Source organism: Variovorax boronicumulans (assembly GCF_019352895.1).
GTDB lineage: Bacteria > Pseudomonadota > Gammaproteobacteria > Burkholderiales > Burkholderiaceae_C > Variovorax > Variovorax boronicumulans_A.
The window spans coordinates 1,027,810-1,041,720 of the sequence record NZ_JAAAFX010000009.1; the positions used below are offsets into that span (position 1 = coordinate 1,027,810).

Consider the following 13,911-nt stretch of genomic DNA (forward strand, 5'->3'; position numbering starts at 1 on the left):
GGTTCTTGCATGCCGATGAGTCTAGATCTGCATAAATCCAGAACAAAGCAGCGAATTTTGGCTATATGCTCAATAAAAATGAACTTACGCCAACTTCAGTACTTCTGCGAAATGGCCGAGGGCGGCTCCGCCGTCCAGGCGGCCCAGCGCCTCTTCGTGGCCCCGACCGCCATCAGCATGAGCGTGTCCCAGCTCGAGGCGGACCTGGGCGGCCAGCTGTTCGACCGCAGCACGCGCCCGATGCCGCTCACGCCACTGGGCAAGTTCCTGCTGCCGCGCGCGCAGGAGCTGCTGGCCCAGACGCGCCGCCTCGAAGGCGACGCCCGCCGCGTGGCGTCGGCCCGGCAGGGCTGGCTGGGCGTGGGCTTCACCCGCTCGGTGATGCTCTCGGTGCTGCCGGTGGCGGTGCGCCGCTTCCGCGAGGCCTTTCCCGATGTGCGGCTGGAGATGGTCGAACTGCTGGCCGAACACCAGCCCGCCCAGATGGAAAACGGCAAGGTGCACCTGGGCATCGCCCGCTTCATCGAGCCGGTCCCGCCGCCGCCCGGCTTCAGCATGTGCACGCTGTTCGAGGAGCCCCTGCTCGCGGCCCTGCCCATCGGCATCCGGGCCGATGCGCGCGCCCCCCTGACCCTGGCCGAACTGGCGCGCTACCCCTTCATCAGCTATCCGCGGGACCCCAAGACCCGCTACGCGGCCCAGGTGCTGGCCGCAGCCGAACAGCGCGGCTCGCCGCTGACCGTGCAGCACGAAGCGATGGAGATCCATACCGCGCTGGGGCTGGTCGCGGCAGGACTGGGCGTCACGCTGGTCGGTGCGTCGGTCGCGCTGAACGCACGCCAGGACGTGGCATTGCACGCCGTCGAAGGCCTGGACGCCACCACGACCGTGGTCGCGTTGATGCCGGACCTGGGCCGCAATGCCTTCGTCGACCCCTTCGTCGCGCTGCTGGAGGAAGCCGCGGTCCAGCTGGGCCTCGCGACCTCCGCCGCGCCTGTGATGGCCTCGACGCCGGCGCGGGTGGCGAAGCGCGCCGGCCGGCGGCCAGCTTCCTGAGGCGGCTGCGTCCCTCGGCCGGCGGGCCCGGTTCCGGTGCGCCACCGACGCACCAGGCACGCGCGCAGGCGCACCAGCGCAAGGCGCCCGGCGCGCCCGATGGCCGCCGGCCAGGGCGCACGCATGGCACAGGTCTTGCATGATTCGTCGCGACGGTTCTCCTGCGGCAATGGCGCTGCGGGGGACCCACAGGACAAAGGCGTCCGCATGACTTTTCCGGCCCCGGGCCGGACAGGTGGTGCGGACGCCTTTTTTGTTTTCAGGACAGGCGATGGAGGCCCCATGGACATGCGCGTGAAGAAGCAGAAGCTGGTGCTGGTCGGCAACGGGATGGCCGGCGTGCGCACGCTCGAGGAGCTGATCAGGATCGATCCGGCGCTCTACGACATCACGGTGTTCGGCGCCGAGCCGCACCCCAACTACAACCGCATCCTGCTGTCGCCGGTGCTGGCGGGCGAACAGACGCTCGACGAGATCGTGCTCAACCCGTGGTCGTGGTACGAGGAGAACCGCATCACGGTGCATGCGGGCCGCAAGGTGGTCGCGGTCGACCGCGTGAAGCGCATCGTGCGCGCCGACGACGGGACCGAGGCGCCCTACGACCGCCTGCTGCTGTGCACCGGCTCCGACCCCTTCATGCTGCCGGTGCCGGGCAAGGACCTGGCGGGCGTGATCGCCTACCGCGACATCGCCGACACGCAGGCCATGATCGACGCCGCAACGACGCACACCCATGCGGTGGTGATCGGCGGCGGCCTGCTGGGCCTGGAGGCGGCCAACGGCCTGATGCTGCGCGGCATGCAGGTGACGGTGGTGCACGTCAACGCCTGGCTGATGGAACGCCAGCTCGACGCGGTGGCCGGCGGACTGCTGCGCCAATCGCTGGAGCGCCGCGGCCTGAAGTTCCGGCTCAGCGCGCAGACGCAGGAACTGCTGGGCGACGCCGAGGGCCGGGTGCGCGCGATCCGCTTCCAGGACGGCGCCGAGGAGCCGGCCGACCTGGTGGTGATGGCCGTGGGCATCCGCCCCAACGTGCGGCTGGCCGAATCGATGCGCCTGCACTGCCAGCGCGGCATCGTCGTGACCGACACGCTGCAGACCGTGACCGACGCGCGCATCTACGCGGTGGGTGAATGCGCGGCGCACCGCGGCATCGCCTACGGCCTGGTCGCGCCGCTGTTCGAGCAGGCGCGCGTGGCGGCCAACCACCTGGCCGAGATGGGCTACAGCCGCTACCTGGGCTCGCTCACCTCGACCAAGCTCAAGGTGACGGGCATCGACCTGTTCAGCGCGGGCGACTTCATGGGCGGCGAAGGCGCCGAGGAAATCGTGATGAGCGACCCCTTCGGCGGCGTCTACAAGAAGCTGGTGATCAAGGACGGCAAGCTGATCGGCGCCTGCCTCTACGGCGACACGGTGGACGGCAGCTGGTACTTCAAGCTGCTGCGCGACGGCCGCGACGTGCGCGACATCCGCGACAAGCTGATGTTCGGCGAATCGAACATCGGCGACACCGGCCACGAGGGCCACAGCAGCGCCGCCACCATGCCCGACGCCGCCGAGGTTTGCGGCTGCAACGGCGTGACCAAGGGCACCATCTGCAAGGCGATCAAGGACAAGGGCCTGTTCACGCTCGACGAGGTGAAGAAGCACACCAAGGCCAGCGCGAGCTGCGGCTCGTGCACCGGGCTGGTCGAGCAGATCCTGATGTTCACCGCCGGTGGCGACTACTCGGCAACGCCGAAGAAGAAGCCCGTCTGCGGCTGCACCGACGCCAACCACCAGGACGTGCGCGAGGCGATCCGAACGCAGAAGTACCTGACGCACGACGCGGTCTACCGCGGCCTGGGCTGGCGCACACCCGACGGCTGCGCCACCTGCCGCCCGGCAATCAACTACTACCTGATCAGTACCTGGCCCAAGGAGGCCAAGGACGACCCGCAGAGCCGCCTGGTCAACGAACGCAGCCACGCGAACATCCAGAAGGACGGCACCTACTCGGTGATCCCGCGCATGTGGGGCGGCCACACCACGCCCGACGAACTGCGCCGCATCGCGGACGCGGCCGACAAGTACAAGATCCCGACGGTCAAGGTCACGGGCGGCCAGCGCATCGACCTGCTGGGCGTGAAGAAGGAAGACCTGCAGGCCGTGTGGCAGGACATCGGCATGCCCAGCGGCTTCGCCTACGGCAAGTCGCTGCGCACGGTGAAGACCTGCGTGGGCAGCGAGTGGTGCCGCTTCGGCACGCAGGACAGCACGCAGATGGGCAAGGACCTGGAGCGCGCGCTGTGGGCCATGTACTCGCCGCACAAGGTCAAGCTGGCCGTCTCGGGCTGCCCGCGCAACTGCGCCGAGGCCGGCATCAAGGACGTCGGCGTGATCGGCGTGGACTCGGGCTGGGAGCTCTACGTGGGCGGCAACGGCGGCATCAAGACCGAGGTGGCGCAGTTCCTCGTGAAGGTGAAGACCGCCGAGGAGGTGATGGAGTACACCGGCGCCTTCCTCGAGCTCTACCGCAGCGAAGGCTGGTACCTCGAGCGCACGGTGCACTACATCGGCCGGGTCGGGCTGGACTACGTGAAGCGACGCATCCTGCAGGACGAGGCCGGCCGCAAGGCGCTGTGGGAGCGCCTGCAGTTCGCGCTCGACGGCGAGCCCGATCCCTGGTTCGCGTCGGTGCAGGCGGCGGTCGACGTGCGGCAGTTCACACCGCTCGCGGCCTGAAGGGAGCGCGCACATGAGCGAATGGAAAGTCATCTGCCGCGTCGAGGACATCCCGGTGCTGGGCGCGCGCCGCGTGGCACGCCCGGCGGGCGTGGCCGTGGCGGTGTTCCGCAACAGCCAGGACCAGGTGTTCGCGCTGCTCGACCGCTGCCCGCACAAGGGTGGCCCGCTGAGCCAGGGCATCGTGTTCGGCACCAGCGTGGCCTGCCCGCTGCACAACTGGGCGATCGGCCTGGACGACGGCTGCGCGAAGTCGCCAGACGAAGGCTGCGTGCCGACGTTCGCGGTGAAGGTGGAGAACGGCGCGGTGCACCTCGATGCGGGCGAGCTGGCCACGCGTGCCATCGACCTGCTCCGCCCGGTCGCGGGCCCCAAGGTCTTGTCCCCGATCCCTCTCCCGCTCGCGGGAGAGGACTAGGGAGAGGGCAGCGTGCACACAGCCATCGCCGTCAGCCCCCACCCCGGCCCTCCCCCGAAGGCAGTGGGAGCGATGCGGGAAACGAAGTCGACCTGCCCCTACTGCGGCGTCGGCTGCGGCGTGATCATCGAATCGGCCGGTGCGCAGATCACCGGCGTGCGCGGCGACCCCGCACACCCCGCCAACTTCGGGCGGCTCTGCACCAAGGGCTCGACGCTGCACCTCAGCGCGACGGCGGAGGTCACGCTGCAGACGCGGCTGCTGCAGCCGATGCGGCGCACGGCACGCGGCGCGACGCCTGCGAACGTCAGCTGGAACGACGCACTCGACACGGCCACGCACAAGTTCGCGCAGGTCATCCGCGACCACGGCCCCGACGCGGTCGGCCTCTACCTCTCGGGCCAGCTGCTGACCGAGGACTACTACGTCTTCAACAAGCTGGCCAAGGGCCTGATCGGCACCAACAACATCGACACCAACTCACGCCTGTGCATGAGCAGCGCGGTCGCGGGCTACAAGAAGACGCTGGGCGCCGACGCACCGCCGGCCTGCTACGAGGACTTCGACGCCGCGCAGTGCCTGTTCATCGTGGGCAGCAACACGGCCTGGGCCCACCCGGTCCTGTTCCGGCGCATCGAGGACGCGAAGCGTGCCAACCCGGCGCTGAAGATCGTCGTGGTCGACCCGCGCCGCACCGACACCTGCGAGATCGCCGACCTGCACCTCGCGATCCAGCCCGGCACCGACGTGATGCTGTTCCACGGGCTGCTGCACCTGATGCTGTGGGAAGGCTGGACCCAGCCCGGCTACATCGCCGCCCACACCCACGGCTTCGAGGCGCTGAAGCGCACCGTGCGCGACTGCACGCCCGAGTGCGTCGCGCAGGTCTGCGGCATCGACCGCAACGACCTGCTGGCGGCCGCGCGCCTGTTCGCCACCTCGGCCGCGACGCTGAGCCTCTATTGCCAGGGGCTCAACCAGTCGTCCTCGGGCACGGCCAAGAACGCGGCGCTGATCAACCTGCACCTGGCCACGGCGCAGATCGGCCGGCCCGGCGCCGGGCCCTTCTCGCTCACGGGCCAGCCCAACGCGATGGGCGGCCGCGAGGTGGGCGGCATGGCCAACCTGCTGGGCGCGCACCGCGACCTGGCGAACCCGGCCCACCGGGCGGAAGTCGCGGCGCTGTGGGGCGTGCCGGACATCCCGTCGGTGCCGGGCAGGACGGCGGTCGAGATGTTCCAGGCCGCCGCCGACGGCGAGATCCGCGCGCTGTGGATCGCCTGCACCAACCCCGCGCAGTCGATGCCCGACCAGGCCACGGTGCGACGCGCATTGGAGCGCTGCGAGTTCGTCGTGGTGCAGGAAGCCTTTGCCACCACCGCGACCTGCGCCTTCGCCGACCTGCTGCTGCCGGCCACCACCTGGGGCGAGAAGGTCGGCACCGTGACCAACAGCGAGCGCCGGATCTCGCGCGTGCGCCCGGCCGTGCCGGCGCCCGGCGCAACGCGGCACGACTGGTCGGCCGCGGTCGACTTCGCGCAGCGGCTCGAGGCGCTGCTGCCCCGGCGCAGCGCCGGCACCCTGTTCCCCTACCCGCTCGACAACCCGGCCGGGGCCGAGGCGATCTGGAACGAGCACAGGGAAAGCACACGCGGCCGCGACCTCGACATCACGGGGCTGAGTTGGGCGATGCTCGATGAAAGCGGTCCACAGCAATGGCCCCTGCCGGAAGGCCTGTCGACGGGCCGCGCCCGGCTCTACGAAGACGGTGTGTTCCCCACGCCCGACGGCCGCGCGCATTTCTTCGATGCGGCCTACAAGCCCGTCGCCGAGGCGCGCGACGCGCGCTTTCCCTTCTCGCTGAACACCGGTCGCCTGCGCGACCAGTGGCATGGCATGAGCCGCACGGGCACGCTGGGCCGCCTGTTCGGCCATGTGCCGGAGCCGGTGGTGCAGATGCATCCCCAGGACATGGCACGCCGGCGGATCGGCGACGGCGAACTGGTGCAGGTGGCTTCGCGGCGCGGCGCGATCGTGCTGCCGGCCCAGGCCAATGCCGACCTCGGCCTGAGCCAGAGCTTCATCGCGATGCACTGGGGCGAAGAGGCCCTGGGCGGCCACGACGGGAACGGCCAGCGCCTGGCCGGCGTGAACGCACTCAGCACCTCGGCCTTCTGCCCCGATTCGAAGCAGCCCGAGCTCAAGCATGCGGCCGTGCGCATCGCCAAGGCGGAACTGCCGTGGTCGTTGCTGGCCATGGCCTGGCTGCCGGCGGACACCGTGCTGTCGGCGCGGCGTGCGCTCGCGCCGCTGATGGAGAAGTTCCGGTTCGCGAGTTGCGTGCCTTTCGGCGCGGACACGCAGCGCTGCGGGCTGCAGTTCCGCGCGGCCGACGAGCGCGCGCCCGACGATGCCCTGCTCGACCGGATCGAGGCGCTGCTGGGCCTGCAGGCGGCGGGTACGCTGCGCTATGCCGACCGCCAGCGCGGACAGCGCCGCGCCGCGCGGCTGCAGCCACGCGCCGACGGCAGCGCCGGCCTCGAGGCCTTCCTGCTGGGCGGCGACACGCGGGCCGGCGCCTGGATCGGCACGCTGCTGCGGGAAGACCTGCCCGCGCAGCAGCATGGCCGCGCGCTGCTGTCACCCGGCGCCACGCCGCCGACGGCGGTGCCCTCGCGCGGCCAGCCGGTCTGCAACTGCCTGAACGTGACCGACCTGGCGATCCGGTCCGAGCTCGCGCGCTGCAGCGGGAGCGCCGAGGAGCGGCTGGACCATCTGCAGGCGAGCCTGAAGTGCGGCACGCAGTGCGGCTCCTGCGTGCCCGAACTGCGGCGCATGGTGCGCGCGAGCGCGGCCGAAGCCGCGACGCAACTTCAATAGCGCAGCCAGGTCCCCTTCAACGCGGCCTGGCCCACGCCGGGCTTGGAGAAGTCGCAGACGCCATCGGGGAAGATCGCCTCGAGGCGCAGCTTCTCGGTCGGGCTGAACGCCGCCGGCGCCGTGAGGAAGTCCTCGTCGCGCAGCGGCTTGAGCTGGCACTTGATCACGTTGTCCGCCAGCGGGCCGCCCGCGACCATGCGGGGCGCCGGGGTCTTGGGGTAGAGCGTGTTGCAGCGACCGGTTGCGTTGTAGGTGGCGACTTCCTTGATGCGCGTGCCGTCGTTGAAATCCCAGCAGGAATCGACGGCATCGGCAGGCTTGTGACGGACCACCTTGTCGGCGCTCAGGGGCACGGCATCGTCCGCCATCGCATCGAGCCATTGCGCCATCAGGTCCAGGCGTGCGAGAAAGGTCGATCGCGCCAGGGCGAGGAGCGATGGCACCTGCGACGGGGCGGCCAGTGTGGGGTATGGGAACAACCAGATCACCTGGTTGTCGGCGTGCCCATTGGCTTGAACCAACTGGGTCCGGATCTTCAGGTCGTTGTAGATCGTGTGGATGTCGGAGTTCGGCTCGTTGTAGGGGTGCACGCTCAGCATCGGCACGGTCGCCAGGCCGCCGCCGCCGCTGCCGATGCGGCCCAGCGTGTAGGCCCGCGCCAGCCCTTCGGCATCGGCCACGGTGCGCTGCGTCGAGAGCTTGCCGTCGGCGTCATAACCACCGACCTTCTCGTTGATATCGAGGAACTCGGTGACCGAGATCTGGCCCTTCTTGAGCGCCTCGAGACCGTAGGCCACGCCCACGTTGTCGAGCGGACGGCGCGCAATGCCGGTGGCCGGATCGACGCCCAGCGACTTGGCGTTGATGTCGTACACGGTGCAGCGCGCGCCGTTGCGGTTGGTCACGGGGTGGTAGACCTTGGTCGAATCGATCAGGCCGCAGGCCGGCGAGACCGAGCCGCTGGTGGCCAGCACCGCGTCGCCATTGCCCGCGCTCCAGTTCGCGCAGGTGTTCTTGAGGTGTCCTTCGACGGCCTTGCGCTTGGCGTCGCTGAACGGGAAGCCCGGACTCGCGGTGTTGGTGAAATAGTTGTCGAGCAGCCGGCAATCCGAGGTCGCGAGCGCGGTGCTGAAGACATCGGGGAAGGCCGCATCGGGCATCAGGCCGTCGAGGATTCCCGGGTAGTTCTGCGCGATCAGCATCTGCTGGATTGCGCCGCCCGAGCCGCCCATGCCCACCATCCAGCGCGGCAGGCCGTAGCGCTTGGCGATGTGCTCGCGCAGCATCATCGCGGTCTCGGCCGCCAGCACGTCGTTGACGTTGACCTTGTTGATGTTCAACGTGGAGAGCACATAGGCGTAGCCCTTGCCCAGCGCGTAGACGCTCTGCTGGTCGGTCGTGTCGGCCTTGAACACCTCGCTCAGCTTGTTCACGCCCTGGTTGTACTGGGCCGCAGTCGATTCGCCGAAGCGGAACACGATGCGCCCGTTCCAGCCGGCCGGGTTCCAGCGATCGGCTTCGGCCGGATCGTCGAGCACGCCGATGCGGTAGATCGAGCGGTTGATCGTGCCCGACTCCACGCGCACGATGAAGGGCACGGTCTTGCCGTCCTGCGTGGTGGTGGTCACGAGGTCGACAGGGCGCGGACCGAGCGGGTCGAGCAGCGGCTTGGGAGTGCCGGCCGACGTGAAGTAGAACCAGTCGTAACGCGTGGCGACAGAGCAATCCGCATCCTGCGGCGCGCCCAGCGCCGATTCAACGGTGCGGCACTCGAAGGGCTGGAGGTGCGCGCCCGAGAACACCGGTCCGGTGATCGGGTGGTTGGTCAGCACCAGCTTGCCGGCGGCCTTGTCGCCCGCGCTCGCCGCCAGCGTGTTCTCGCCTGGCGCCAGGCCCGCCACCAGGCCGCGCAGCGAACGCCCGTCGGCCTGCGCGCTGAAGGCCGCGCTGACGTCGTCGCCGTTGCGTGTCACACGCACGTCGGCCGCCGCCACGCCCTCGGGCAACGCGACCTGCACCAGGGCGTCGCCGCCGGTCACCATGTCGGAGCGGCTCGACAAACTGCTCAGCGTCAGCTGGGCCACGGGCGGCGGCGTCACGGGGTCGCCGCCGTTGCCGTTGCCGTTGCCGTTGCCGTTGCCGTTGCCACCTGGCGCCACGACGACAGGTCCGGCATCGTTGCTGCTGCCGCCACCGCAACTTGCGAGCAGCAGGGCCGCAAGACTCCAGGCCAGCGGCCGCAGAAAGCGGCTCGAGGGTTGCGCACAGGATCTCATTGGAAGTCTCCGGAACATGGGCAAAGGCGCGACTGTAGGGAAAAGCGGCGTCGATATCTGTCAGATAAGCGGGCGGCGCCCATCGGGGAAACACGGATGCCGAGGCGCGCTTTCCCTCACCGACGACTGTCATCGGACCGTCATAATTCCCACGTTGGCAGCAGACCGAGCCCGTGCGCGCAGACGCGAGACAAGCGGGCCGACAAAGATGAGACAACCTTCCGACACCGCGCCCTTCGACGTGCAGTCCGTCCCGTTCCGCGGCATCGTGGAACAGTCGGTCGCAGGCATCTACATCCTGCAGGACGAGCACTTCCAGTACACCAACGCCACCTTCTCGGGCATGGCCGGCTATTCCACCGACGAGGTGGTGGGCAAGCCGCTGCGCGACTGCGTGCCCGTCTACTATGTGGGCGAGGTGATGGACCGCTACCGGCGCCGCATCTCCGGCGAGGTGCGCAGCATGCACTTCGTCACCCACGGCCTGCACCGCGACGGCAGCGTGGTCCACATCGACGTGCACGGCCAGTCGATGCAGTTCCGCGGAAGGCCGGCGGTGGTGGGCGTGGGCGTCAACGTGACCGAGCAGATCAAGCGCGATGCCGAACTGCTCGAATCGCGCTACGAATACCGCGAGCTGGCCTCGCGCCTGAACACCATGCGCGAGCAGCAGCGCGCCGAGTACGCGCGCGAAGTGCACGACGTGCTGGGCGGCCTGCTGACCTCGATGAAGCTCGACGTGGGCCGGATCGCACGGCGTTCGCGTTCGACCTCCATCCGCGGCATCGCGGCCGACCTCAACGCGCTGCTGGTCGAGGCCATCGACAACGTGCGCGAGCTGTCGGAGTCGATGCGCCCGCAGGCCCTCGACCACCTGGGCCTGGGCGCGGCCATCGCCAGCCACGTGAAGCGCTTCCGCGAGCGCTCCGAATTGCGCGTGAGCCTGGAGCCGCCGGAGTTCGACATCGACCTGCCGCGCTGGCGTTCGATCGGCGTGTTCCGCATCTTCCAGGAGGCGCTGACCAACGTGGCGCGGCATGCGCACGCCACCGCCGTGGCCATCCGCTTCCGGCGCGACGCTCAGGATTTCTGGCTGGAGATCGAGGACGACGGAAAGGGCTTCGACGTCGACGAACCCGACCTCGCATCGATGCGCCAGTCGCTCGGCCTGATCTCGATGCGCGAGCGCGCCTACGAACTCGGCGGCACGCTGACCCTCGATTCGGCGCCGAACGCCGGCACCCGCGTGACGCTGCATGCGCCCATCGTCTCGAACCCCCTGGTGCGCTCATGACCCGGCTGCTCATCATCGACGACCATGCGATGTTCCGCGCGGGCCTGCGCAAGGTGCTGCAGGACGCGCCGGAGATCACGGCGATCGCCGAGGCCGGCGACTGGCACGGCGGCATGGCCTGCCTCGAGGCACAGCCGACCGACGTGCTGCTGCTGGACATCAACATGCCGGGCTGCAGCGGGCTCGACCTGATCGGCCCGATCCTCGAACGCTTCCCGTCGCTGCGCATCATCATGCTGAGCATGTACTCCGAGCCGCAGTACGCGGTGCGCGCGCTGCGCAACGGCGCGCACGGCTACGTGGCCAAGGACATGGAGGCGGTCGACCTGATCGCCGCCATCCGCATCGTCAGCCGCGGCCGCCAGTTCGTCGCGCCCTCGATCACCCGGGCGCTGATGGACACCGCGCAGGGCCTGGCGCCCGACCCCCGGCCGCACGAGCGGCTCTCTTCGCGCGAGTCGGAGATCCTGCGCATGATCGTGGGCGGCGAGTCGCTCACGGCCATCGCCGAACGGCTGGCGATCAACGTCAAGACGGTCAGCACCTACCGCCGCCGGATGCTCGAGAAAATGGCGCTGGGCTCGAACGCCCAGCTGGTGCAGTACGCGGTGCACCACCGGCTGGTCGACTGAGCCGGCCTCCTTCGCGTCATCGATATCTGACAGCCGATGCCCGGGTGTCTGACTTGTGGCGTCGGCCCCTCCTCCCTAGCATGGGTGCGGGTCGCGGGCCTGAGCGCCGCGCCCTGTCAGCACAACAATCGAGGAGACAGACATGAGTTCTTGGAAGCAGATCGCGGCCTGCACGGCGGGCGCGATCGTGATCGCCGCCTGCGGCGGCGGCAGTGACAACAGCAGCAACAACGGCGGCGGCTCGTCCGTGACGCCGCCGACGACGACACCCCCCGTCACCACACCCCCCGCCGAATCGGCGATCTCGCTGGAGGTGCTGTCGAGCCAGCCCGAGCTGGTGTCGGGTGGCGATGCACGCATTGCCGTGCTCGCGCCGAAGGCCGACCAGGGCCAGCTCGAACTCTGGCTCAACGACGCGCAGATCAACCCCACGCTCACCGCGAGCGCCGACCGGCTCGAGGGCCTGGTCAGCGGCCTCAAGCTCGGCGCCAACACCCTGACGGTGCGCCACAAGACGCGCGGCAAGCTCGACACGCTGACGCTGACCAACCACCCGATCACCGGCCCGATGTTCGCCGGCCCCAAGCAGGAGCCCTTCGTCTGCACGGTGGCCACCGAGCTCAGCAAGGAACCGCTGGTCGACACCACCGACCCCAAGTACTACGCGGTCAAGGACGCGGCCAATGCCACCATCGGCTACAGCCAGCATTGCTCGATCGATTCGTATGTGCAGTACTACTACATGCCCGTGGGCGGCACCACGCACAGCCACTACCTGCTGATGCCGACCGACGGATCGCGCCCGGCCAACATCGCCAAGACCACGCTGACCGACGGCCGCACGGTCGACTTCATCGTGCGCTGGGAATTCGGCACCATCAACCGCTTCATCTACCAGTACGTGATGCTCGCGCCCTTCGGCGAAGACCCGACGAAGCCCGACACCACGCTGTGGAACAGGAAGCTGGTCTACCACTTCCAGGGCGGCGTGGGCTTCGGCCACTACCAGGGCGGCCCCGACAGGCGCGCCGGCCTGGTCGACGCCATCGGCAAGGGCTATGCCATCGCCTATTCCACCGGCAACCGCACCGGCGAGCACTACGACATGATCGTCGGCGGCGAGACCGCGCTGATGACCAAGGAAGGCTTCGTCAAGCGCTACGGCGTCCCCAGCTACACCGTGGGCCTGGGCGCCTCGGGCGGCGGCATCCAGCAGTACCTCTATCCGCAGAATCATCCCGGCCTGATCGATGCGGCCATCGCGGTGCAGCCCTACCCCGACATGGTGGGCCAGATCCCGCACGTGGGCGACTGCGAGCTGCTCGAGTACTACATGGACGTCACGGACCTTGCCAACGACAGATGGACCGACGACATCAAGAACCGCACCTTGCTGGTCGGCCTGAACGCCGAGGAGAGCGTCAAGAACCCCTACTTCGGCCTCCAGGGCTTTCTGACGAACGTCCGCATGGCCACCGGCTCGACCGAGTGCCGCAAGGCCTGGCAAGGCCTGACCGCCGGCGCGATGAACCCCAAGTTCGACGCCGACGACATCCTGAAGAAGGGCGCCGACCGCATGAACATGGCGGCCTTCGGCGACATTCCCTTCAGCCACTTCGACGACGTGCGCAACATCTACGGCATCGGCGCCGACGGTTTTCCGCGCTCCACCTGGGACAACGTGGGCGTGCAGTACGGCCTGCAGTCGATGAAGGACGGCAAGATCACGCAGGCCGAATTCCTCGACCTCAACTTCAAGGTCGGCGGCTGGAAGCGCATGAGCGACATGGTGGCGGAAGGCTTCCCCTACAACGGCACCAGTTCGGCCGAACAGAACAAGGCCGCCACCATTCCAGGCTACTTCGACCCCTGGGGCAGCCGCAACATGAACCGGTGGAACCCCGCCACGCCCGATGTGCCCGCACCGCGCACCCATGGCGACCTGGACGCGCTCAAGGCGATGCAGCGCTCGGGCCTGGTCTTCACCGGCAAGACCGACATCCCGACCATCGACTGGCATCCCTACCTGGAGCACAAGCTGAACATGCACAACGTGCACCAGTCCTTCGCGATCCGCCAGCGTATCCGCCACAAGATGGGCAACTCCGACCACCAGGCCATCTGGTTCACCGAGACGCGCAACGCCACCACCGAGTTCGACCAGACCCCGATGGCCTTCGAGGTGATCGACGAGTGGATGACGAAGATCCGCGCCAACCCCACGCGCACGGTGGCGGACAACCGCCCCGAGCGCGCGGTCGACAGCTGCTTCGACAAGGACGGTGCACTGATGGCCAAGGGCGAGGGCGTGTGGGGCGGCGTGCTCGACAAGCAGCCACGCGGTGCCTGCACCCAGGCCTTCCCGATGTACGGCACCTCGCGCATCGTCGCGGGCGGGCCGATCGAAGGCGGCAGCTTCAAGTGCGCGCTCAAGTCGGTGGACACCGCGCTCAGCGACGGCACCTACGGGTCCTGGAAGCCCAACGCCGCCGAGATCCGCAAGCTGCAGGCCACCTTCCCCGAAGGCGTCTGCGACTTCAGCAAGCCGGACCAGGGCGCGCCGTCCTGAGCGCGGGCTGAATTCTTCCCAAGCCACCGCACGCGGTGGCTTTTTTTATGGGCGCTGGG

8 protein-coding genes are annotated in these 13,911 nt (G+C 69.0%); 7 read left to right on the forward strand and 1 reads right to left on the reverse strand.

Annotation, left to right across the window (positions count from 1 at the left end; all coding sequences use genetic code 11):
* The first annotated feature begins 78 nt into the window (after nt 1–78).
* From K0H49_RS23915 to K0H49_RS23930, 4 genes are all read left to right on the forward strand, one after another.
* Nucleotides 79–1,056 carry a LysR family transcriptional regulator gene (locus K0H49_RS23915; RefSeq protein WP_219217919.1) on the forward strand — a complete coding sequence of 326 codons (978 nt, stop codon included), beginning with the start codon at nt 79–81 and terminating at the stop codon, nt 1,054–1,056.
* Nucleotides 1,057–1,338: 282 nt separating this feature from the next.
* Nucleotides 1,339–3,783 carry a nitrite reductase large subunit NirB gene (nirB, locus tag K0H49_RS23920; protein WP_257625098.1) on the forward strand — a complete coding sequence of 815 codons (2,445 nt, stop codon included), beginning with the start codon at nt 1,339–1,341 and terminating at the stop codon, nt 3,781–3,783.
* Between the two features lie 13 nt (nt 3,784–3,796).
* Nucleotides 3,797–4,201 carry a nitrite reductase small subunit NirD gene (nirD, locus tag K0H49_RS23925; RefSeq protein ID WP_219217921.1) on the forward strand — a complete coding sequence of 135 codons (405 nt, stop codon included), beginning with the start codon at nt 3,797–3,799 and terminating at the stop codon, nt 4,199–4,201.
* A 72-nt stretch (nt 4,202–4,273) separates the two neighbouring features.
* Nucleotides 4,274–7,081 carry a nitrate reductase gene (locus K0H49_RS23930; RefSeq protein ID WP_219217923.1) on the forward strand — a complete coding sequence of 936 codons (2,808 nt, stop codon included), beginning with the start codon at nt 4,274–4,276 and terminating at the stop codon, nt 7,079–7,081.
* On the opposite strand, the gene K0H49_RS23935 is transcribed toward K0H49_RS23930, so the two are convergent.
* Entirely contained in the window at nt 7,075–9,357 is a 2,283-nt protein-coding gene (locus K0H49_RS23935) for a DUF6351 family protein (protein ID WP_219217925.1), read from the reverse strand. The genes K0H49_RS23930 and K0H49_RS23935 overlap by 7 nt on opposite strands.
* A 208-nt stretch (nt 9,358–9,565) precedes the next feature.
* Between K0H49_RS23935 and K0H49_RS23940 the strand changes: the two genes are divergently transcribed.
* The 3 genes from K0H49_RS23940 (at nt 9,566) to K0H49_RS23950 (ending at nt 13,852) form a co-directional block, all read left to right on the forward strand.
* Nucleotides 9,566–10,651, forward strand: a complete 1,086-nt coding sequence (locus K0H49_RS23940; RefSeq protein ID WP_219217927.1) for a PAS domain-containing sensor histidine kinase — start codon at nt 9,566–9,568, stop codon at nt 10,649–10,651.
* Complete coding sequence (locus tag K0H49_RS23945; protein ID WP_219217929.1) at nt 10,648–11,283, forward strand: response regulator; 636 nt, start codon at nt 10,648–10,650, stop codon at nt 11,281–11,283. Before K0H49_RS23940 ends, K0H49_RS23945 begins: the two co-directional genes overlap by 4 nt.
* A 142-nt stretch (nt 11,284–11,425) precedes the next feature.
* Nucleotides 11,426–13,852: a DUF6351 family protein gene (locus K0H49_RS23950; RefSeq protein ID WP_219217930.1), complete on the forward strand. Its 2,427-nt coding sequence runs from the start codon at nt 11,426–11,428 to the stop codon at nt 13,850–13,852.
* The last annotated feature ends 59 nt before the right edge of the window (nt 13,853–13,911 follow it).

What these genes read in the sequence shown, in the direction of transcription:
- K0H49_RS23915 (WP_219217919.1), top strand. Translation starts at nt 79, where the DNA reads ATGAACTTACGCCAACTTCAGTACTTCTGCGAAATGGCCGAGGGCGGC.
- nirB (WP_257625098.1), top strand. Translation starts at nt 1,339, where the DNA reads ATGGACATGCGCGTGAAGAAGCAGAAGCTGGTGCTGGTCGGCAACGGG.
- nirD (WP_219217921.1), top strand. Translation starts at nt 3,797, where the DNA reads ATGAGCGAATGGAAAGTCATCTGCCGCGTCGAGGACATCCCGGTGCTG.
- K0H49_RS23930 (WP_219217923.1), top strand. Translation starts at nt 4,274, where the DNA reads ATGCGGGAAACGAAGTCGACCTGCCCCTACTGCGGCGTCGGCTGCGGC.
- K0H49_RS23935 (WP_219217925.1), bottom strand. Translation starts at nt 9,357, where the DNA reads ATGAGATCCTGTGCGCAACCCTCGAGCCGCTTTCTGCGGCCGCTGGCC.
- K0H49_RS23940 (WP_219217927.1), top strand. Translation starts at nt 9,566, where the DNA reads ATGAGACAACCTTCCGACACCGCGCCCTTCGACGTGCAGTCCGTCCCG.
- K0H49_RS23945 (WP_219217929.1), top strand. Translation starts at nt 10,648, where the DNA reads ATGACCCGGCTGCTCATCATCGACGACCATGCGATGTTCCGCGCGGGC.
- K0H49_RS23950 (WP_219217930.1), top strand. Translation starts at nt 11,426, where the DNA reads ATGAGTTCTTGGAAGCAGATCGCGGCCTGCACGGCGGGCGCGATCGTG.